20 protein-coding genes and 1 pseudogene are annotated in these 19,886 nt (G+C 74.9%); 9 read left to right on the plus strand and 12 right to left on the minus strand.

Annotated elements, in window-relative coordinates; all coding sequences use genetic code 11:
* The first annotated feature begins 21 nt into the window (after positions 1-21).
* On the plus strand, positions 22-213 hold the full coding sequence (gene rpmB, locus IEY96_RS06800; RefSeq protein WP_013284551.1) for a 50S ribosomal protein L28: 192 nt from the start codon (positions 22-24) through the stop codon (positions 211-213).
* A gap of 186 nt (positions 214-399) precedes the next feature.
* Complete coding sequence (locus IEY96_RS06805; RefSeq protein WP_189193932.1) at positions 400-1,656, plus strand: ATP-grasp domain-containing protein; 1,257 nt, start codon at positions 400-402, stop codon at positions 1,654-1,656.
* A 6-nt stretch (positions 1,657-1,662) separates the two neighbouring features.
* Here IEY96_RS06805 and IEY96_RS06810 read toward each other — a convergent pair whose 3' ends face one another.
* Positions 1,663-2,130 (minus strand): GNAT family N-acetyltransferase, encoded by a 468-nt coding sequence (locus IEY96_RS06810; protein WP_189193933.1) that lies wholly within the window; start codon positions 2,128-2,130, stop codon positions 1,663-1,665.
* Between the two features lie 63 nt (positions 2,131-2,193).
* Complete coding sequence (locus IEY96_RS06815) at positions 2,194-3,141, minus strand: thiamine-phosphate kinase (protein ID WP_189193934.1); 948 nt, start codon at positions 3,139-3,141, stop codon at positions 2,194-2,196.
* Between the two features lie 164 nt (positions 3,142-3,305).
* On the opposite strand from IEY96_RS06815, the gene IEY96_RS06820 reads away from it, so the two are divergent.
* Positions 3,306-3,539, plus strand: coding sequence for an Lrp/AsnC ligand binding domain-containing protein (locus IEY96_RS06820; RefSeq protein WP_013284547.1), 234 nt, complete (start codon positions 3,306-3,308; stop codon positions 3,537-3,539).
* On the plus strand, positions 3,540-4,154 hold the full coding sequence (locus IEY96_RS06825) for a DUF3515 family protein (protein WP_189193935.1): 615 nt from the start codon (positions 3,540-3,542) through the stop codon (positions 4,152-4,154). It abuts the gene before it with no gap.
* A 31-nt stretch (positions 4,155-4,185) separates the two neighbouring features.
* Here the strand turns inward: IEY96_RS06825 and IEY96_RS06830 are convergent, their stop codons facing one another.
* Positions 4,186-5,280, minus strand: coding sequence for a D-alanine--D-alanine ligase family protein (locus tag IEY96_RS06830; RefSeq protein WP_189193936.1), 1,095 nt, complete (start codon positions 5,278-5,280; stop codon positions 4,186-4,188).
* 311 nt (positions 5,281-5,591) lie between these two features.
* On the minus strand, positions 5,592-5,822 hold the full coding sequence (locus tag IEY96_RS06835; protein WP_189193937.1) for a hypothetical protein: 231 nt from the start codon (positions 5,820-5,822) through the stop codon (positions 5,592-5,594).
* Between the two features lie 268 nt (positions 5,823-6,090).
* Here IEY96_RS06835 and IEY96_RS06840 point away from each other — a divergent pair, with 268 nt between their 5' ends.
* Together IEY96_RS06840 and IEY96_RS06845 are read left to right on the plus strand one after the other, a co-directional pair.
* A complete protein-coding gene (locus IEY96_RS06840) occupies positions 6,091-6,936 on the plus strand; it encodes a helix-turn-helix domain-containing protein (protein ID WP_189193938.1) in 846 nt (281 codons plus the stop codon).
* A 5-nt stretch (positions 6,937-6,941) separates the two neighbouring features.
* The gene (locus tag IEY96_RS06845; protein ID WP_189193939.1) at positions 6,942-7,142 is read left to right on the plus strand and encodes a DUF397 domain-containing protein; all 201 of its coding nucleotides are present in this window, start codon (positions 6,942-6,944) and stop codon (positions 7,140-7,142) included.
* A 14-nt stretch (positions 7,143-7,156) separates the two neighbouring features.
* Here the strand turns inward: IEY96_RS06845 and IEY96_RS06850 are convergent, their stop codons facing one another.
* The 5 genes from IEY96_RS06850 to IEY96_RS06870 form a co-directional block, all read right to left on the minus strand.
* Entirely contained in the window at positions 7,157-8,209 is a 1,053-nt protein-coding gene (locus IEY96_RS06850; protein ID WP_189193940.1) for an ROK family protein, read from the minus strand.
* A 111-nt stretch (positions 8,210-8,320) separates the two neighbouring features.
* Positions 8,321-9,112, minus strand: a complete 792-nt coding sequence (locus IEY96_RS06855; RefSeq protein WP_189193941.1) for a putative protein N(5)-glutamine methyltransferase — start codon at positions 9,110-9,112, stop codon at positions 8,321-8,323.
* Between the two features lie 172 nt (positions 9,113-9,284).
* Positions 9,285-10,394, minus strand: coding sequence for a cystathionine gamma-lyase (locus tag IEY96_RS06860; protein WP_189193942.1), 1,110 nt, complete (start codon positions 10,392-10,394; stop codon positions 9,285-9,287).
* A 7-nt stretch (positions 10,395-10,401) separates the two neighbouring features.
* The gene (locus tag IEY96_RS06865; protein ID WP_189193943.1) at positions 10,402-11,409 is read right to left on the minus strand and encodes an NAD(P)H-dependent glycerol-3-phosphate dehydrogenase; all 1,008 of its coding nucleotides are present in this window, start codon (positions 11,407-11,409) and stop codon (positions 10,402-10,404) included.
* A complete protein-coding gene (locus tag IEY96_RS06870; protein ID WP_189193944.1) occupies positions 11,406-12,131 on the minus strand; it encodes a lysophospholipid acyltransferase family protein in 726 nt (241 codons plus the stop codon). Before IEY96_RS06870 ends, IEY96_RS06865 begins: the two co-directional genes overlap by 4 nt.
* 111 nt (positions 12,132-12,242) lie before the next feature.
* Here IEY96_RS06870 and cofC point away from each other — a divergent pair.
* The 3 genes and pseudogenes from cofC to IEY96_RS06885 all read left to right on the plus strand — a co-directional run.
* A pseudogene (cofC, locus tag IEY96_RS06875) lies at positions 12,243-12,875 on the plus strand (2-phospho-L-lactate guanylyltransferase); the annotation flags it as partial.
* A gap of 264 nt (positions 12,876-13,139) precedes the next feature.
* Positions 13,140-15,428: an RNA degradosome polyphosphate kinase gene (locus IEY96_RS06880; protein ID WP_189193946.1), complete on the plus strand. Its 2,289-nt coding sequence runs from the start codon at positions 13,140-13,142 to the stop codon at positions 15,426-15,428.
* A gap of 40 nt (positions 15,429-15,468) precedes the next feature.
* Positions 15,469-16,350: an NUDIX hydrolase gene (locus IEY96_RS06885; RefSeq protein ID WP_189193947.1), complete on the plus strand. Its 882-nt coding sequence runs from the start codon at positions 15,469-15,471 to the stop codon at positions 16,348-16,350.
* 73 nt (positions 16,351-16,423) lie between these two features.
* Here the strand turns inward: IEY96_RS06885 and IEY96_RS06890 are convergent, their stop codons facing one another.
* The 3 genes from IEY96_RS06890 to leuD form a co-directional block, all read right to left on the minus strand.
* Positions 16,424-18,391, minus strand: coding sequence for an endonuclease/exonuclease/phosphatase family protein (locus IEY96_RS06890; RefSeq protein WP_189193948.1), 1,968 nt, complete (start codon positions 18,389-18,391; stop codon positions 16,424-16,426).
* Between the two features lie 132 nt (positions 18,392-18,523).
* Entirely contained in the window at positions 18,524-19,132 is a 609-nt protein-coding gene (locus tag IEY96_RS06895; RefSeq protein WP_189194262.1) for an HU family DNA-binding protein, read from the minus strand.
* A gap of 160 nt (positions 19,133-19,292) precedes the next feature.
* Positions 19,293-19,880 carry a 3-isopropylmalate dehydratase small subunit gene (gene leuD / locus IEY96_RS06900; protein ID WP_091312584.1) on the minus strand — a complete coding sequence of 196 codons (588 nt, stop codon included), beginning with the start codon at positions 19,878-19,880 and terminating at the stop codon, positions 19,293-19,295.
* Positions 19,881-19,886 lie beyond the last annotated feature (6 nt).

The following is a 19,886-nucleotide window of genomic DNA, read 5'->3' on the forward strand; positions in this document are numbered from 1 at the left end:
TTTCAATCCCAGGAGTATCCCGTGGCTAGCGTGTGCGACGTCTGTGGCAAGGGGCCGGGCTTCGGCCACAACGTGTCCCACTCGCACCGGCGGACCAACCGCCGCTGGAACCCGAACATCCAGTCGGTGCGTACCCCGGCCGGTGGTGGCACCACCAAGAAGTTGCAGGTCTGCACCTCGTGCATCAAGGCCGGCAAGGTCACCCGCGCCTGACGCGGTAGCACCGCCTTCACAGTTTCGCCGGATGCCGGCGGACCCCTCGGGTCCGCCGGCTTCTGTCGTGTCCCCGGCGCCGCGCTGACGGGTCGCCGACCGGACGGTGTCCGGCCGGGCCGGCCCGGTTAGGGTGCTGCTGCGCCGGCCGTCCGTTCCGGCGCCACGCGTGGGGAGGAACGACCGGTGGAGCTGGACCTGGGGCGGGAGCAGCTGGTGGTGGTCGGCGGGTCGTTCGGCTCGCTGCGCTGGTTCGACCAGGAACTGCCGCCCGGCAGCGTCGTCCTGGTCGAGGAGCCGGACGTGATCCGCCGCCGGGGCCTGGAGCGCTTCACCGCCGAACTGCCGATGATCGCCCGGCTGGTGCCGGCCGAGTACCAGACCGGCTTCGACGCCGACGCCCTGCTCGCCCGGGAGCCCGGCCTCGCCACCGCCCGGCTGGTCCTGCCCGGCCTGGAGTACGCCGTCGGCGCCGTGGCCCGCCTGGCCGACCGGCTCGGCCTGCCCGGCGCCGGGGTGGCCGCCGCGGACGTCTTCTCCGACAAGCACCGGATGCGGCTGCTCGCCGACGCCACCGGCCTGGCCAACCCGGCGTACGAGCTGGTCGACGACCCGGCGCGGGCGGCGGAGTTCGCCCGGGCGCACGGCGGCCGGTGCGTGCTCAAGCCCACCCGCCGCTCCGGCAGCCTGGGTGTGCAACTGGTCACCGACCCGGCGCAGATCGCCGCGCGCTGGGCGGCCAGCGCCACCCCGCCGGAGCCGGCCGAGGCCACCGAGCGCGGCCTGCCCACCGGCGTGCTCGTGGAGGAGCTGCTGGTCGGCTCGGAGCACAGCGTCGAGCTGCTGGTCGCCGAGGGCGAGACGATCTTCGCCAACGTCACGGACAAGCGGATCGCCGGCGGCCGGTACCCGGTGGAGACCGGGCACACCGTGCCGTCCGCGCTGCCGGGGGCGGAGCAGCGGGCGCTGCGGGACGCGGCGGTCCGGCTCGCCGAGGCGGCCGGCTTCCGCAGCGGCATGCTGCACAGCGAGTGGATCCTCGTCGACGGCGTGCCGACGCTTGTCGAGTGCGCCGCCCGGATGCCCGGCGACATGATCACCGCGCTGGTCTCGATCGCCTACGAGTTCGACTTCATCGAGGCGTACCTGCGGGTGCTGCGCGGTGAGCGCCCCACGCTGCCGGCGCGGCCGACCGGCGCGGCGGCCGTCGAGTTCCTGGTCGCCCCGCCCGGCCGGGTCACCGCCGTGGACGGCCGGCGCGGCGCCCTGCGGGTGCCCGGCGTGCTCGACGTGCAGGTCGAGGCGAAGGTCGGGGACCACGTGCCGGAGCTGCTCTCCTCGGCGCACCGCAGCGGGCACCTGCTGGCCTGGGGGGCCACCCCCACCGAGGCGGAGAGCGCCGCCCGCAAGGCCGCCGGCGAGATCCGGATCACCGCCGGCTGACCGGCGTCAGAGCGGGCGGCCGAAGGAGAGGCAGCCCGGGGCGTCCTGGTAGAAGCCGAAGTTCGGGATCCGCTCGTAGCCGGCCGACGTGTACATGGCGATCGCCTCGGGCTGCTTGTCGCCGCACTCCAGGATGATCCGCTTGCGGCCCTGCTCCCGGGCGGAGTGCTCCACCGCCGCGAGCACCGCGCGGGCCACGCCCCGGCCACGGGCGGCCGGCGCCGTGTACATGCGCTTCAGCTCGGCCGTCTCGCCCTCGTCGCCGTGGCTGCGCCAGCCGCCGCAGCCCACCGGCTGCCCGTCGAGGTAGGCGACCAGGAAGGTGCCGGCCGGCGGCTCGAAGTCGGCCGCGTCGACCGGCGTCTCGTCGCCGCTGCCGCCGTACCGCTGGCCGAGGTCGGCCAGGGCCGCCCGGATCAACGCCTGCGACTCGGGCGCGTCGAAGCGCCGCACCCGGATCTCGATCTCGCTCACGGACTGAAGCGTACGACCGGGACCGGGGCCGCCCGGGGCCCGATCCCCGGCATCGGACGCAGATCACTCCGTCCGGCGGAAGTGGTCCCAGCCCGCGGTGCCCGCGTAGGGCGCGCCGTCCACGGTCACCCCGGCGCCCTCGGTCACCCGGCCGACCGGCCGCCAGCCCGCGGGCAGCGTCGCGGTCGCCGGGAAGGTCGCCGCCAGGGCGTGGTCGTCGCCCCCGGCCAGGATCCATGCGTACGGGTCGACGCCGAGGGCCTGCGCCGCGTCGCGCATCTGCCGGGGCACCTCGAACGCCTCCCGGGTCAGGTCGACGGCCACCCCGCTGGCCTTCGCCACGTGCCCCAGGTCGGCCAGCAACCCGTCCGACACGTCGATCATGGCGGTGGCGCCGTTCGCGGCGGCCTCCGGGCCGGCCGCGTACGGCACCTCGGGGCGGCGGAACGCCTCCACGAGCAGCCGGGGGGTGCGGAACCCCCGGGACAGCACGGTGTAGCCGGCGGCCGCCCAGCCGGTCCGACCCGCGAGGGCCACCACGTCCCCCGGGCGGGCCCCGGAGCGGACCACCGGTGGCCGGCCGGCCAGGTCGCCGAGGGCGGTCACCGCGATGGTCAGCGTCGGGCTGGCGGACATGTCCCCGCCGACCACGCTCGCGCCCACCAGGGCCGCCTCGGCGCCCAGCCCGTCGGCCAGCTCCTCGGCCCAGGCCGGGTCGAGGTCGGTCGGCATGCAGAGGGCGACCAGCAGCGCGGTCGGGGTGGCCCCCATGGAGGCGATGTCGGCCAGGTTGGCCGCCGCCGCCCGGTGTCCCACGTCGCGGGCCCCGGACCAGTCCCGGCGGAAGTGCCGCCCCTCCACGAGCACGTCCGTGGAGGCGACCACCCGCCGGTCCGGCGCCGCGACCACCGCCGCGTCGTCTCCGGGGCCGAGCAGGCAGCTCTCCCCCTGGGCCAACCGGGCGGTCACCCGGTCGATCAGCCCGAACTCACCGACATTCGCGACCGTCATGCCGTCCCCTCGTCGCGCTCTTGTAGCTCCGCAGTCCCGCCACCACTACCCCGACGTGTGCTCGCTCACCGCGTCCCGCCGGCGACCGATACAGATCAGGGCCGCTCCGTAGGGTAGTTTCACCCTTCGGGCCGCCCCAGGCGGCGACGGACGGAGGTCGAGTCGTGGTACAGGCGTACATCCTCATCCAGACGGAGGTCGGTCGGGCGCGTGACGTGGCCGGTCTGATCGCGGACCTTGCCGGCGTGGTGCGCGTCGACGCCGTCACCGGGCCCTACGACGTGGTCGTCCTCACCGAGGCGAACACCGTCGACGAGCTCGGCAAACTCATCGTCAGCAAGGTGCAGATGGTGCCCGGCATCACCCGCACCCTCACGTGTTCGGTGGTGCGGCTGTAAGTGGAAGAAGTCACGTCCTCCCCCGCTTCCGACGAGTCCCGCCCGGCGCGTCGCGACCGGTCGAGCCGCAGCGCGGCGCTCTGGGCCACGCTGGTCGCGGTGCCGGTCACCCTGGCGGTGGCCGGCTTCACCTTCGCCAAGCTCGCCCCCGACACCCCGGCCGCCGCGCCGAGCCCGTCGGCGAGCGCCGTGCGGCCGCAGTCGACCGCGCCGGTCGAGCTGCCGGCCCCGGCCCTGGCCGAGCGTCCGGCCACGGTGTGCCGCGCCCTGGTGTCGCAGCTCCCGGCGACCGTCCGCGACCTCGCGCAGCGACCGGTCACCGCGGGCGCCGAGCAGAACGCCGCGTACGGCGACCCGGCGCTCACCGTGGCCTGCGGCGGCACGCCGCCGATCGTGCAGCCCACCGACGAGGTGTGGTCGGTGAACAAGGTCTGCTGGCACGCCGTGCAGGAGGCGGACGCCACCGTGCTGACCACCGTCGACCGGGAGACCCCGGTCCGGGTGCGCGTCCCGAAGCAGTACGAGCAGCCGCTCCAGTGGGTCACGCCGATCTCCGACGCGGTGGTCGCCTCGGTGCCGGCCGCGAAGACCGCCCCGTCCGGCTGCTCCGCCTGACCGTCGCCGGCCGGTCGCGACGCCCGCGGCGTCAGCGGCCGGCGCGGCGCAGCGCGGTGCGGATGAGCCGGTTGACCAGCTTCGGATACTCCAGCCCGCTGGCCGCCCACATCCGGGGGAACATCGAGGTCGGGGTGAAGCCCGGCATGGTGTTGATCTCGTTGAGGTAGACGTCCAGCTCCGGCGTGACGAAGAAGTCGGCCCGGGCCAGGCCCGAACAGTCCAGCGCGGTGAACGCGCGGGTCGCGTACTCCCGCACCTGCCGGGTCACCTGGTCGGGCAGGTTCGCCGGGATGTCGTACTCGCAGGCGTCGTCGATGTACTTGGCCTCGAAGTCGTACCAGTCGTGGCCCGAGACCACGCGCACCTCGGCCAGCACCGACGCCTCCGGGGCCCCGCCGGCCTCGCCCTCCAGCACGCCGCACTCGATCTCGCGGCCCACGATCGCGCCCTCGACCAGCACCTTGGTGTCGATCTCCCGCGCCGTCGCGACCGCCGCGTCGAGCTGCGCCCAGTCGTCGACCTTCGTGATGCCGAACGAGGAACCGGCGCGCGACGGCTTCACGAAGACCGGCAGCCCGAGGCGGTCCTTGTCCTCCTCGGTCAGCGTCATCCCGGCGCGCAGCACCACGTACGGGCCGACCGGGATGCCCTCGGCGGCGCAGAGCTTCTTGGTGAACTCCTTGTCCATGGCGGCCGCCGAGGCGAACACGTTCGCCCCGACGTACGGGATGTCGGCCATCTCCAGCATCCCCTGGATGGTGCCGTCCTCGCCGTACGCGCCGTGCAGCACCGGGAAGACCACGTCCACGTCGGCCAGCGCCACGGGGCCCTGGGTCGGGTCGAGCACCATGAGGCCGCCCACCGCCGGGTCGGCGCGCAGCACCAGCTCGGCGCCGGAGCCGGCGGTGATCTCCGGGAGCTTGCGGTCGGCGATGGCGAGCTGGCCGGGGTCGCCGCTGGCCAGCACCCACTGGCCCTGCCGGGTGATGCCGACCGGCACGACCTCGAACTCGTCGGGGTCGAGGGCGGCCAGCACGCTGCCGGCGCTCACGCAGGAGATGCCGTGCTCCGGGCTGCGGCCGCCGAAGACGATCGCCACGCGGGTCTTGCCTGGGGTGGTCACTGGAGTCACCTCTTCGTTCGCGACTGCGGCTGGCCGTGCTCGCCAGTGGCGCTCACCCGCTGACCTTACTGTGCGTGGCGAGTGCCGGTAGCCGATACCCGGGGAGACGACGCAACGACCGGCATCCGGTCAGTGCTCCATATACAGGGAGTAACCGGACGTGCGCGGGAGTGCAGAGGTGGACGGCGGCGACGTGGTCGCGTGACCGGAGCGGCGCATGCCGTGGTGAGCCCGGGCGGCCGGCGGCGGGACCTGCCACCGGCCGCCCGGCTCCCCCGCCCCCGTCACCGCGTCCCGGGGGCGGGCCCGGTTCAGTTCAGGTGGTCCGCGGTGCGTGGCCGGCGTCCGACCGCGATGACCTTGACCCGTTGCCGGCCGGCGCGGACCATGCCCAGCGCCATGAAGGCGCCGGCGATCCGGTCCGCCGCCTCCCGGTTGTTCGCGCCGACGACCTGCCGGCGACGCTCGGGGCTGGTGCGCTCGTTTCGCCAGGCCCCGTCGAGGGGGCGCACGTCGGTGAGGACCACGAGGAACCGGGTCATCCCCGCCCACCGCCGGGCTGGCAGGCCGTCACCGTCATCGCGTCTCCTCCGCGTCTGGCGTGCCGGTACGGGCACGCGGCGATCGGGTCGTGGGGGAGTAAAACCCGATCGCCGCGCGCCCCATCCCCTCCGGTCGCTCACCACCACCGTCGCCACGACAACCGGTGGTGAGGACGCCGTCACAGATTGACAGGTGGACACGCGTGAATGCAACTCTCATCGGATTTCTCTCATGCCCGTCCTCCCGTTGATGTGCGACCATCGATGCATGGCGCCGAAGACCGCCCGGGCCCGACGGCTCGGCATCGCCCTGCGGACCCACCGGGAGGCCGCCGGCCTCACCCTGGAGTCCGCGGCCGACGAGATCAACAGCACCCGCAGCACGCTGTCCCGCTACGAGAACGCGCAGACGCTGGTCAACCCGGCCACCGTGCGGGCGCTGCTCACCCTCTACGGGGTGGGCCCCGACGAGATCGCCGCGGCGGTGCAGCTCGCGAAGGACGCCCGCAAGCCCGGCTGGTGGGTCTCCTACTCGTACCTGCTCGACCGCCGGACCATCGACTTCATCGCCCTGGAGGCGGAGGCGACCGGGATCGCCAACTTCGAGCCGTCAGTGGTGCCGGGCCTGCTCCAGACCGCCGACTACATCCGCGGGGTGATGCGCGGCGGCCCGCACACGCTCAGCGACGAGCAGGTCGAGCAGCGGGTCAAGCTGCGGCTCGACCGCCAGCAACGGCTCACGGGTGACGATCCGCCGATCCTCGACGCCATCATCGACGAGGGGGCGTTACTGCGCCCGGTCGGGGGCCGGGCGGTGATGGGGGGTCAGTTGCAGCACCTGTTGAAGATGGCCGAGCTGCCCAACATCACCGTGCAGGTGATCCCACTGGCGGCCGGATACCACCGGGGCACGCGGGGGTCGCTGCACATCCTGGAGTTCGCGGATCCGGAGGACCCGATCATCGCCTCGGTGGAGACGGTCGCCGGACAGATGGTGCTGGACCGGCCGGGCGACCTGCGTACCTGCACCAAGATCATGGAGCACCTGCGGACCGTGGCGCTGAGCCCGGCGGCCAGCCGGGACGAGCTCCTCCGCCTGCTGAACGAGAGGTAGAAGCGATGAACGGCACGAACAGCGGCCGCCCCGTGGCGACCGGTTGGCGCAAGAGCAGCCACAGCGGCGATGAGGGCGCGTGCGTCGAGATGGCGCTGCTGCCGGAGGAGGTCGCGGTCCGCGACTCCAAGGACCCGGCCGGCCCGGTGCTGGTCTTCCCCCCGGCCGCCTGGGCCGCCTTCACCCACGCCCCGCCGCGCCCCTGACCGGGCGCCGCGGCTCAGCCGACGACCAGCGGGCCGGCGGCGGCCCCACCGCGGACCGCCTCCAGCGCCGCGATGGCCACCCCGCGCGCCCCGGCCATGTCCCGGTCCGGCACCAGGGCGAAGGTCGCCACCGCACGCTGCTCGGCGCGGAGCACGGTGTGCTCCCGCACGGTCGCCAGGAACCAGTCGCGGAACTCCGGCGCGGCCTCCACCACCCCGCCGCCCACGAAGTACGCGTGCGGGTCGGTGAAGTTGGCCGCGATGGTGAACAGCCGCCCCAGGGCCATGGCCTGCTGGGTGAAGACCTCGCGGGCCAGCGGGTCGCCCCGCTCGCCGTATCCGCGGACCAGCTTCGCCGCGCGGGCCGGCTCCTCGGCCGCCAGCGGATGCCCCGGGAACCGGCCCAGCCAGTACGGCAGCAGGTTGTTCTCGATGGCGGTGAGCGAGGCGACGCTCTCCGCGTCCCCGGCGAAACCGCAGGCGCAGACCGGCACCGCCTGGCCGGGCGCGAGCAGCCCGTCGAGCGGGATGTGCACATGCCCGAACTCGCCCGCCATGCCTGCCGCGCCGCCGACCACCCGGCCGCCCTCCACCACGCCGCCCCCGAGCCCGGTGCCGACGATCGCGGCGACCGAGGAGCGGTCCATCGCGTCGGCGCCGAAGTGCACGTGGTGCGCGTAGAGGGCCGCCGCGTTGCCGTCGTTGGCGTAGACCACCGGCAGGCCGAGCCGGTGCTCCAGCGCGCCGCGCACGTCGTAGCCGCGCCAGGCCGGCTGGGAGAAGTTGGTCGAGCCGCGCGAGGAGATCACCCCGGTGGCGCTGGCCGGGCCGGGGGTGTCCAGCCCGACCGCGCGGACCAGCTCGCGGGGCACCCCGGTCAGCGCCAGCACGCCGTCCAGCGCCCGGGCCAGCGCCTCGATCGCCGCCTCCGGCCCGGCCCGCACCTCGCTCGGGATCTCCACCAGCCCGTCCACCAGGAACCGGCCGTCGACCGTCAGCACGGTGGCGTTGTTGCTCGTGCCGCCGTTGTCCAGACCCACCACCACCGGCACACCCGCGCTGCCCACCGCCACCGCCTCCCGCCGAGCCTGATCCGAGGCTAGTGGGCGGTACGGCGTCCCGCCACGGTCGCGCCGCCCCCGCCCGGTCCGGGGGCCCGGCGGGGTCAGGCGCGCGGCTCAGCCGGGCCGGCGGGCGGTGACGGCGGTGGCCTCCCACTCGTCGTCGTGCACGACGGTCGGGGCCAGGCCGGCGTCGGCCAGGACCGCGCAGAGCGCCTCGGCCTGGCCGGCGCTCACCTCCACCGCCAGGTGTCCGCCGGGGGCCAGCCACTCGGCCGCGCCGGCGGCCACCCGGCGCAGCACGGCCAGCCCGTCCGCGCCGCCGTCCAGGGCCACCGGGGCCTCGTACAGCCGCGCCTCCGCCGGCATCATCGCCACGGCGTCGCTCGGCACGTACGGGGCGTTCGCCACCACCAGGTCCAGCCGCCCCCGCCACCGGGTGGGCAGGGGCGCGAACAGGTCGCCCTCGTAGACCGGAACGCCCAGCGGGTCGAGGTTGCGGCGGGCACACGCCACGGCCGCCGGGTCGATGTCGGCGGCGGCCAGCCAGCGGGGCGCCAGCCGCCCGTGCAGCACCAGAGCGGCGGCGCCCGAGCCGCAGCAGAGGTCCAGCACGGCGGGCGACGGGCCGGCCACCGCCGCGGCGGCGGCGGCCAGCAGGGCGGTCCGCCCGCGGGGCACGAACACCCCGGGGTCGACGGCGACCCGCAGGCCGCAGAACTCGGCCCAGCCGAGCAGGTGCTCCAGCGGCAGGCCGGCGACGCGGCGGTCGACGAGGTCGGCCAGCGCCTCGGCCGAGCCGGCGGCGGCGATCAGCAGCTCCGCCTCGTCCTCGGCGAAGACACAGCCGGCGGCGCGCAGCCGGCCGACGAGGGCGGGACGGTCGGGAGTGAACAGGGTGGGTGTCATGGCAGGCCTTTCGGGAACGCTCGTCGGCGCTCCCGGCGTCGCCTAACCCTGGTGCGACGCGGACTCGGAGGGAGCGCCGGTCCTCTGCTGGTGGATCGGTCTCACCTCCTCGAATCGGGGCCCGCGCGGGCCGCTGCTGCCCGTCACCCTATCGGAAGCGGGCACGCCGGTGTCAGGCCGCGTCCAGCGCGGCGGTCACGTCGGCCACCAGATCCGCGGTGTCCTCGATGCCGCAGGAGAGCCGGACGAAGCCGGGCGGGGTGTCGTCCCCCCACTGGGCCCGCCGGTCGGCCGTGGTGTGCAGCCCGCCGAACGAGGTCGCGGCGGCCACCAGGCGGGACGCGTCGAGGAACCGGGCCACCCGGTCGGCGTCACCCAGGTCGAACGAGAGCACGCCAGGCATCCGTCGCATCTGGACCGAGGCCACCGGGTGGGCCGGGTCGGTCGGCAGCCCGGGCCAGCGCACGCCGGTGACGTCGGCGCGGCCGGCGAGCAGCCGGGCCAGCGCCTCGGCGTTGGCGGTCTGCCGGGCCAGCCGCAGGTCCACGGTCGCCAGCGAGCGGTGCGCCAACCAGCAGTCGAACGCCCCGGGCACCCCGCCCGTGGTGGTCCGCCATGCGGTCACCGGGTCGAGAAGCTCGGCGGAGCGGGTCGCCACGTAGCCGAGGAGCAGGTCGGAGTGGCCGGTGAGGGCCTTGGTGCCGGAGGCGACCACCACGTCGGCGCCGAGGTCCAGCGGCCGCTGCCCGAGCGGGGTGGCGGTGGTGTTGTCGACCGCCACGAGGGCCCCGGCGGCGTGCGCCGCGGCGGCCAGCGCCGGCACGTCGGCCACGTCCAGGCCGGGGTTCGCCGGGGTCTCCAGCAGCACCAGCCGGACGCCCTCGAACGACGGGTACGGCCCGGCGGTCGGCACGAAGCCCACCCGCACCCCGATGCCCTCGAGGGTGGCGGTGGCGAAGGCCCGCACCGGGAAGTAGCCGTCGGCGGGGAGCAGCACGGTGTCCCCGGGGCGCAGCAGGGCCAGCAGCAGCCCGGTGATGGCCGCCTGGCCGCTGGCGAAGACCCGGCAGTCGCCGCCCTCCAGCTCGCCGACGGCGGCCTCCAGCAGCCGCCGGGTGGGGTTGTCCGGGCGCCCGTACCCGTTGGGGGTCGCCTCCGGCCCCCGCCACGGGTCCAGGTGGTACGGCGCCGCGAAGACCGGCCCGGGCAGGAAGGGCTGTCCCGGTTCCGGCGCGGGCAGCCCGGCGTGCACGCTGCGCGTGCCGTCCCCCCACTCGGTCATCGCCACCTCACTCGTACGATTCGGGCTTCGCGGTCCGGCTCATCAGGGCGTCCACGGCGAGCCGCGGGTCCATCCCCTCGTGGCAGATCCGCTCGATCTGCTCGGTGATCGGCATCTCCACCCCGTGCGCCCGGGCCAGGTCCCGGATGGCCAGGCAGCTCTTCACGCCCTCGGCGGTCTGCCGGGTGGCCGCCTGGGCCTGCTCCAGGGTCTCCCCCCGGCCCAGGTGCTCGCCGAAGGTGCGGTTGCGGGCCAGCGGCGAGGAGCAGGAGGCGACCAGGTCGCCCATGCCGGCCAGCCCGGCGAAGGTGATCGGGTCGGCGCCCAGCGCCACGCCCAGCCGGGCGGTCTCGGCCAGGCCGCGGGTCATCAGCATGGCCCGGGTGTTGTCGCCGAAGCCCATGGCGGTGGCGATGCCGTACGACAGCGCGATGACGTTCTTCACCGCCCCGCCCAGCTCGCACCCGATCACGTCGTCGTTGGTGTACGGCCGGAAGTACGGCGTCCGGATCGACGCCTGGACCAGCGCGGTCCGGCGGCTGTCGGTGCCGGCCACCACGGTCGCGGCCGGCTGTTCGGCGGCGATCTCCGGGGCCAGGTTGGGCCCGGAGACGACCACCACCCGGTCGGCCGGCACCCGGGCGGTCTCCATGATCACCTGGCTCATCCGCTTGGTGGTGCCCAGCTCGATGCCCTTCATGAGGGAGACCAGCGTGGCGTCGGAGTCCAGGTACGGGGTCCACCCGGCGAGGTTGGCGCGCAGCGTCTGCGACGGCACCGAGAGCACCACCACCTCGGCGCCGGCGATCGCCTCCTCGGCGTCCCTGGTCGCGGTGACCCGGTCGGGCAGCCGCACGTCCGGCAGGTAGTCCGGGTTGTGGCGCCCGGTCCGGATGGCCTCGGCCACCGAGGCGCGCCGGGCCAGGATGGTCACGTCCCGGCCGGCGTCGGCGAGGATCTTGGCGAACGCGGTGCCCCACGAGCCCGCTCCCAGCACCGCCACGTGCCCGGTCACTCGGTCACCTCGGGGGTACGCGTCCGGGCCGGCCGCTCCCAGAGCGGTGGTGGCGTGCCGCCGCGGATCTCGGCGACCAGGTCACGGATCCGCAGCATGATCGTGTCGGTCATCTCCTCCAGGATCGCCCGGGTCGGCGTGGCGCCCGCCCACCGGCTCAGGTCGATCGGCGGCCCGGCGACCACCGTCACCGGCGTACGCGGGCGCAGGCCGATGCGGGCGGTCCGCGGGTCGAACATCCGCTCCGGGCCGACCATGGCGACGGGGATCACCGGGGCGCCGGTGGCCAGCGCCAGCCGGGCCGCGCCGGTCTTGCCCTTCATCGGCCACAGGTCCGGCTCCCGGGTGGTGGTCCCCTCCGGGTAGATCACCACCGCGCCCCCCTCGTTCAACGCGGCGACCAGCTTGTCCAGCGACTTGACCGCCTCGACGGTGCCGCGCTCCACCGGGATCTGCTTGCAGCGGTGCAGGATCCAGCCGATCACCGGCACCTTGAACACACTGGCCTTGCCGAGGTACTGCGGCCAGCGCCCCGAGTCGTAGATGAAGTGGGCGGACACCAGCGGGTCCGCGTGTGAGATGTGGTTGGGCACGATGATGATGCCGCCGTCGCGGCGCAGGTGCTCCATGCCGCGCCAGGTGCGCCGCGTCCAGACGGTCAACACCGGCTTCACCAGCACCACGGCGAACCGTTGCCAGAATCCCAGCCTCCGCGGTGCCACCCTGCCTCCTCGTTCCACCCCACGCGCGCGCACGCCCCGGGACGAAATCATGCCTGCTCGCCCCCGGTCCGGCCAGTGAGGGTACCGCCGCCCGACTGGCAGGATTGTCACGTGCCTGAGCCGACCTGGACCGTGGTGGTGCCGGTGAAGCGCCTCGGGGTGGCGAAGAGCCGCCTGCGCGGGGCGCTGCCCGGCGTACCCCACGAGGAGCTGGCGCTGGCCCTGGCGGCCGACACGGTCGGGGCGGTGCGAGCCTGCCCGGCGGTGGCCCGGGTGCTGGTGGTGACCGACGACCCGCGGGTGGCGGCGGAGGCCACGGCGGCCGGGGCGGAGGTCGCGCCGGACCCGGCGGCCGGGTTGAACGCGGCCTTCCGGCACGGCGCGGCCGTTGCCGGCCCGCGCGCCCCGGTGGCCGGCCTGACCGCCGACCTGCCGGCGCTGCGCCCGGCCGAGCTGGCCGCGGCGCTGCGGGCCGTCCCCGCCGACGGGGTACGCGGCTTCGTGGCCGACGCCCCCGGCAGCGGCACGGTCCTGCTCGCCGCGCCGCCCGGAGTGCCCCTGGCCCCCCGCTTCGGCCCCGGCTCGGCGGCGGCGCACGCGGCGAGCGGGGCGCTGCCGCTGCCCGGCGGCTGGCCCACCCTGCGCCGGGACGTGGACACCGCGGCGGACCTGGCCGCCGCCGCCCGGCTCGGGGCCGGCCTGCGCACCGCCGCGCTGCTGGCCCGGGCCGGCGGGGACGTCGGGTACGGTGCTGGCATGCAGGGCACGGTGGCCACCTACGACGCGTCGACCCGCAGCGGGGTGCTGCTCCTCGACGACGGCACCGAGCTGGCGTTCCCGGCCCGCGCCTTCGACGCCTCCGGGCTGCGGCTGCTCCGGCTCGGGCAGCGGGTCCGCATCGAGCGGGACGCCGCCGGCGAGGTCGTCCGGGTGACATTGCCGACCATGGCGTGACCAACCTGCCCCGAGTTCATTTTCCGTTCACCGTTGTCGGGGAATCATGAGGTGGTGAGCACCCCTCGCGAGCACCCCGACGGTCCCCGACACGTCCTCGACCCCGACACGCCCCGCAACGGCGCGTCCACGCGCGGCGCCGACGGCCGGTTCCGCCGCGTACGCCCGCCCGAGGAGAGCGTCAGCCCCGACCCCGCCGCGGCGGCCTCCGCCGGGCTGGAGGAGTCGCTTGACCCGGTCGAGGGGCCGGGCCCTCAGGTGGAGCCGCCCGCGGCCCTGCCGCTGCCCGAGGACCGGTTCTTCAACCGGGAGATCTCCTGGCTCGACTTCAACGCGCGGGTGCTGGCGCTGGCCGAGGACCCCCGCACCCCGCTGCTGGAGCGGGCGAAGTTCCTGGCCATCTTCGCCAGCAACCTGGACGAGTTCTACATGGTGCGGGTGGCCGGGCTGAAGCGCCGGCTCTCCGCCGGCCTTCCGGTACGCGGCGGCGACCGGCTGCCGCTGCGGACCCAGCTGGAGCTGATCACCGAGAAGACCGCCGACCTGGTCTCCCGGCACGCCGCCTGCTTCGTCGACGACGTGCTGCCGAAGCTCGCCGAGGAGGACATCCGGATCCTGCGCTGGAGCGACCTCGACGACGCCGAGCGGGAACGGCTGCGCACCTGGTTCCGGGAGCACATCTTCCCGGTGCTCACCCCGCTCGCCGTGGACCCGGCGCACCCGTTCCCCTACATCTCGGGCCGGTCGCTGAACCTGGCCGTCTCGGTGCGCGACCCGGACGGCGGCTCGGAGCTGTTCGCCCGCGTGAAGGTGCCGAACAACGTGCCCCGGTTCGTGCGGGTGGCCCGCGACCAGCCGGGGGTGCGCTTCCTGCCGGTGGAGGACCTCATCTCGGTGCACCTCGGGCAGCTCTTCTCCGGCATGCAGGTGGTCGAGTGCCACCTGTTCCGGGTGACCCGCAACGCCGAGGTGGAGGTCGACGAGGACCGCGACGAGGACCTGCTCCAGGCCCTGGAACGGGAGCTGGCCCGGCGCCGGTTCGGCCCGCCGGTGCGGCTGGAGGTGGCCGCCTCCATCTCCGACCACATGCTGGAGCTGCTCGTCCGCGAGCTGGACATGGACGGCCACGACGTGCTCCGGGTCCGCGGCCTGCTCGACCTCTCCGCGCTCTGGCAGGTGTACGGCGAGGCCGACCGCCCGGACCTCAAGGACCCGCCGTTCGTGCCGGCCACCCACCCCCGGCTCGCCGAGGGCGAGGTGCCGCGCAGCGTCTTCGCCACCCTGCGGGACGGGGACGTGCTGGTGCACCACCCGTACCACTCGTTCGCGACCAGCGTGCAGCGCTTCATCGAGCAGGCCGCCGCCGACCCCGACGTGCTGGCCATCAAGCAGACCCTCTACCGCACCAGCGGCGACTCTCCCATCGTCGACGCGCTCGTCGACGCGGCCGCCGCCGGCAAGCAGGTGGTGGTGCTCGTCGAGCTGAAGGCGCGCTTCGACGAGGTGGCCAACATCGGCTGGGCACGCACCCTGGAGCGGGCCGGCTGCCACGTGGTCTACGGCCTGGTCGGCCTGAAGACGCACTGCAAGACCGCGCTGGTGGTACGCCAGGAGGGCAACCAGATCCGCCGCTACTGCCACATCGGCACCGGCAACTACCACCCGAAGACCGCCCGGCTCTACGAGGACTTCGGCATGCTCACCGCCGACCCGGAGATCGGCGCCGACCTCACCGACCTGTTCAACGTGCTCACCGGCTACAGCCGGCAGACCGCGTACCGGCGGCTGCTGGTGGCCCCGCAGGGCATCCGCAGCGGCCTGGTCGAGCGGATCGAGCGGGAGATCGAGCACGTCCGGCTGGGCATGCCGGGGCTGGTGCAGTTCAAGGTGAACGCGCTGGTCGACGAGGAGATCACCGACGCGCTCTACCGGGCGTCCCGGGCCGGGGTGCACGTGGACCTGCTGATCCGGGGCATGTGCACGCTGCGGCCCGGGGTGCCGGGGCTGTCGGAGAACATCCGCGTCCGCTCGATCCTCGGCCGGTTCCTGGAGCACTCGCGGATCTTCCGGTTCGGCAACAACGGCGACGCCGAGTTCTGGATGGGCTCGGCCGACCTGATGCACCGCAACCTGGACCGCCGGGTGGAGGCGCTCGTGCAGGTGAGCGACCCGGTGGCCCGGGCCGAGCTGGACCACGTGCTGACCGCCGCGTTCAGCCCCGAGGTCGACGCCTTCGAGCTGGCCCCTGACGGGAGCTGGCACCGGCGTACCGGCACCGACGACACGCCGCTGACCCACCTGCAGGACCTGCTCCTGCACCGGGTCGGCGGGAGGGCGGGCTGAGCGGACCACGACTCGCTCCGAGCGGGCATACGGTGAGCGGATGACGGACGACGAGCCGGTGCGGATCCGGGCCGCGGGCGGGGTCGTCTGGCGCCCGGCCGCCGGCGGCGTCGAGGTCTGCCTGGTGCACCGCCCCCGCTACGGCGACTGGTCGCTGCCCAAGGGCAAGCTGGACGCCGGCGAACACCCGCTGCGGGCCGCCGTCCGCGAGGTCGCCGAGGAGACCGACGTCCGGGCCGTACCGCAGGTACGCCTGCCCACCGCCCGCTACCGCAGCGAGGGCCGGCCGAAGGCGGTCGACTACTGGTCGATGCGGGCCGCCGCGCAGGGCGGCTTCCAGCCGGACACCGAGGTGGACGACGTGGCCTGGTTCCCCGCCGACCGCGCGGTACGCCAGGTCAGCTACCCGCACGACGCCGAGGTGATCGCCGCGTTCGCGGCGCTGCCGCCGGTCACCGCCACCCTGCTGCTGGTCCGGCACGCGCATGCCGGCAGGCGCGGCACCTGGACCGCCCCGGACACCGGCCGGCCGCTGGACGCCGAGGGCTGGGCCCAGGCGCAGGCCCTCGCCGCCCTGGTGGCGCTCATCCGCCCCACCCGCCTGGTATCCGCCGCGGCGCGGCGCTGCGTGCAGACCCTGGACCCGGCGGCCGCTCTGCTGGACCTGCCCATCGAGGTGGTCGGCGACCTCGACGAGCCGCGGCCCGGCCAGCAGCCGGACGAGTGCGCCCTGGCCGCCGCGGCCCGGCTCACCGCGCTCGCCGCCGCCGGGGAGCCGGTCGCGGTGTGCAGCCAGGGCAAGGTGATTCCGGGCGCGCTGGAACGGCTCACCGGCCGCTCCGACGACTACACCACCCCGAAGGGCGGCGGCTGGCTGCTCGCCTTCGCCGGCGACCGGCTGCTCGCCGCCGACCCCCTGTGAGGACGGGCGCTGTTGACGCCTCCGGTCGTGAAGGGGTCGCCTTCTCTCGCCGACGCGGTGGGCGGAGGGCTGTTCAGGGCAGGCTGAGGGTCACCGCGACCGGCAGGTGGTCGCTGGCCGTGCTGCGCGGGGCCGTCGCCCCGGACGCGGTGAGACCCGGCGAGACGAGGACGTGGTCGATCTGGGTGCGCGGGTCGTCGGCCGGGCTGGTACGCAGCGGGCGGGCCGCGACCAGCGCGTCGACCAGGCCGGCCCGGGTGAACTCGGTGAACGCCGGGTCGGCGGGCTCGGTGTTCAGGTCGCCGCCGAGCACCAGCGGGCGGCCGGCCGCGTACCGGGTGGCGAAGGCGGCGACCTCGCGGGCCTGGGCCACGGGGTCCTGCCCCGGCGGCGGTTGCAGGTGGGTGGCGACCACCGCGAGTTCCCGGCCGCCGAGGTCGAGCGTGACGCCGAGCGCCTGCGCCCCGGTCGGCGCGCCGTGCGCCGCGAGGGGTCGGGTGCGGCCGGCCCGCACCGGGTAGCGGCTCAGCACCGCGTCGCCCCACACCGGATCGGCGGCCGGCGCGAAGACGTACGGCAGGCGCAGCCGCCCGGCGAGCAGTGCGAGGGTGTCGTGGCCGCCGTTGAGCAGCCAGCCCCGGTCCACCTCGCTGAGCAGCACCACGTCCGGCCGGCTGCCGTCCACCGCCCGGGCCAGCGCGTCGAGGTCGAGCCGCCCGTCCAGCCCGAACCCCATCCGGATGTTGTACGCCACCAGCCGTACCGCCGCGGGTCGCGGATCGGGCGGTGCCGCGGGGTGCTCCGGGCGGTGCAGCACGCCCGCCACCCCCGCCAGCCCCGCCAGCCCGAGGGCCGTGAGGCGCCGGGCGTACCCGGTCAGGAGGGGGGCCGCCTGGGCGGGTCCGGTGGCGGCGGACACGGCGATCAGGCCGGCCGCGCCCACCGGCACCCAGCCGTTGGGATAGCCCAGGTCGTAGGCCGCGTAGTAGGCGACGCAAGCGACCGCGAACAGCAGCATCCCGCCGACGGCCGCCCAGCCCCGCCGCGCGGCACCGGTGTCGCGGCGGCCGGTCGCCCGGTCGGCGGCGGAGTCCGTCACCACGCCGTGCGTCGGGCCGGTGTCGGTGCGGGCGAGGCAGCCGCCGAGACCCACGGCGGCGAGCAGGTAGGCCCAGCCCAGCCAACCCGGCCGGTCGGTCGCGAAGAGCACCGCGCCCGCGAGCAGGACGGCCGGCCAGACCACCCGCCCGAGCCAGGCCGGAGGCCGGGTGAGCGCGGCCGCCAGGAACAACCCGACCGCGAACGCCGGGATCGCCGAGGCGGAACCGTCGGGCGACAGCGCCAGGCCGGGGAAGTCGGACGTGCCGTACCCGTAGGAGTACGAGGCGTTCCACACCGCCGGTGCGAGCGCCAGTTGACCGGCCACCAGCAGCGCCGGGCCGGCGAGCAGCCAGGCCCGGGCACCCGTGGGGCCGCCGTGCGGATCGGCGGCGGGCCGGTCCGGCGAGCCGTGCACCGACCCCGCGGACCAGCCCTCGGTCGCCACCGAGGCCGCCAGGAACGCCAGCACCAGCAGGACGCTCGCCGTCCAGCCGAGCGCGCCGCCCCGCCAGACCAGGTCCTGGGTGCCGAGCAGGGCGTGCCCGACGGCGGCCCCGGCCAGGCCGAACGCCAGCCCCGGCACCGGCCGGACGACCGTCGCGGCGGTCGCGGCGAGCCAGACCAGGCCGGCGAGCAGGCCGGCGCAGGCCAGCCAGAGCTGGACCCGGCCGCCCGGCGCGGCGGTCAGGGCGAGCCGGGTGGCGGCCAGCAGCCCGGCCGCGACCAGGCGCACGGGGCGCGCACCGAGCCGGCGGACCAGGACGGGCGCGGCGAGGGCGAGCACGAACCAGCCGAGGGCGAAGGCGCCGAGGAGTTCGGCCGGGGTCTCGGCTGCCTGGCCGAAGATGGTGATGATCGACGGCAGCCACACCCGCAGCACGTCGAGCAGGACCACGACGCCCAGGGCGAGCGCGACGGTGGGGAGGTGACGGTGGCGCACGGGCGCCCCTCTTCTCGTGACCGACGGGGTTTTCGGCACGAGGATTCTGCGGGTCCGCGCGAGGGCCGGTCAACGCGTACCCACGAAAAAGGGCGCCCACCGCGGACGGTGGGCGCCCTTCAGGCCGTGCGGTCAGCGCCGGGCGGCGGCCTTCTTGGCCGGAGCCTTCTTCGCCGGCGCCTTCTTGGCGGCCGTCTTGGCGGCCGTCGTCTTCTTGGCGGCGGTGGACTTCGCCGCCGCGGTGGTCTTCTTGGCCGCGGTCGTCTTGGTTGCGGCCTTCTTCGCCGGCGCGGCCTTCTTGGTCGCGGCGGTCGTCTTGGTGGCCTTCGCCGCCGTGGTCTTCTTGGCGGCGCCCGCCGCCGTGGTCTTCTTCGCGGCGGCGGCCTTGGCCCCGGTCACCTTCGCGCCCGTGGTCTTCGCGGCGGCCGTGGCGGTCTTCCTGGCGGCGGCCGTGGCCTTCGGCACCTTGCCGCTGGCCACCATCTCCTTGAAGCCCGCGCCCGCACGGAACGTGGGGACGGAGGTCTTCTTGACCTTCACCGCCTCGCCGGTCCGCGGGTTGCGCGCTGTTCGGGCGCCCCGGATGCGCTTTTCGAACGCTCCGAAACCGGTGATCGCCACCTTCTCGCCCTTGGTGACCGCCGCCTGGACCTCAGCGAGAACCGCGTCGAGCGCGGCCGTCGCCGTCTTCCGGTCCCCCAGGCGAACGGCGAGCGCCTCAATGAGCTCGGCCTTGTTCACGACTTCCTCCCGATTGTGCAACTGACTCGACGCGAGCCATTCTGCGCGCACGGTATGCCCTGTGCTGCCTGGACACAAACATTCGGTGGAAAAAAGCCCTTGTGTCGTAACGGATTCGCCCCCACCGGCGGGGCCGGTGGGGGCGAAAAGCTATCTGCGGTCAGGCGACCGAGGGCAGGAACGACGGGCGGGAACCCTCGTAGGCGCTGATCTCGGCCTCGTGCCGGAGGGTGAGTCCAATGTCGTCCAAGCCCTCCATCAGCCGCCAACGGCTGTGGTCGTCCAGCGGGAACGCCCAGGTGGCGTCACCGGCGTGGACCTGGCGGGCGGCGAGGTCGACAGTGATCGGCGTGGTCGGCTCGGATTCCACGAGATCCCACAGTTCTTCCACGGCTTTCAATTCCAGCTCGACCGGAAGGAGACCTTCCTTGAGCGCGTTGCCGCGGAAGATGTCGCCGAAGCGGGGCGAGATGACGGCCCGGAAGCCCCAGTCCCGCAGCGCCCAGACGGCGTGCTCCCGGGAGGATCCGGTGCCGAACTCGGGGCCGGCGATCAGAATCGACGCACCCGAATGGGCCGGATCGTTGAGGACGAATGACGGGTCCTCCCGCCACGCGTTGAACAGTCCGTCCGCGAATCCGGTCCGGGTCACCCGCTTGAGGTACACGGCGGGGATGATCTGGTCGGTGTCCACGTTGGATCGGCGCAGCGGCACGGCCGTGCCGGTGTGGGTGGTGAACTTGTCCATCTCTCG

Origin of the sequence: Micromonospora fulviviridis, from assembly GCF_014648395.1 — a bacterium.
Taxonomy (GTDB): Bacteria; Actinomycetota; Actinomycetes; order Mycobacteriales; family Micromonosporaceae; genus Micromonospora; species Micromonospora fulviviridis.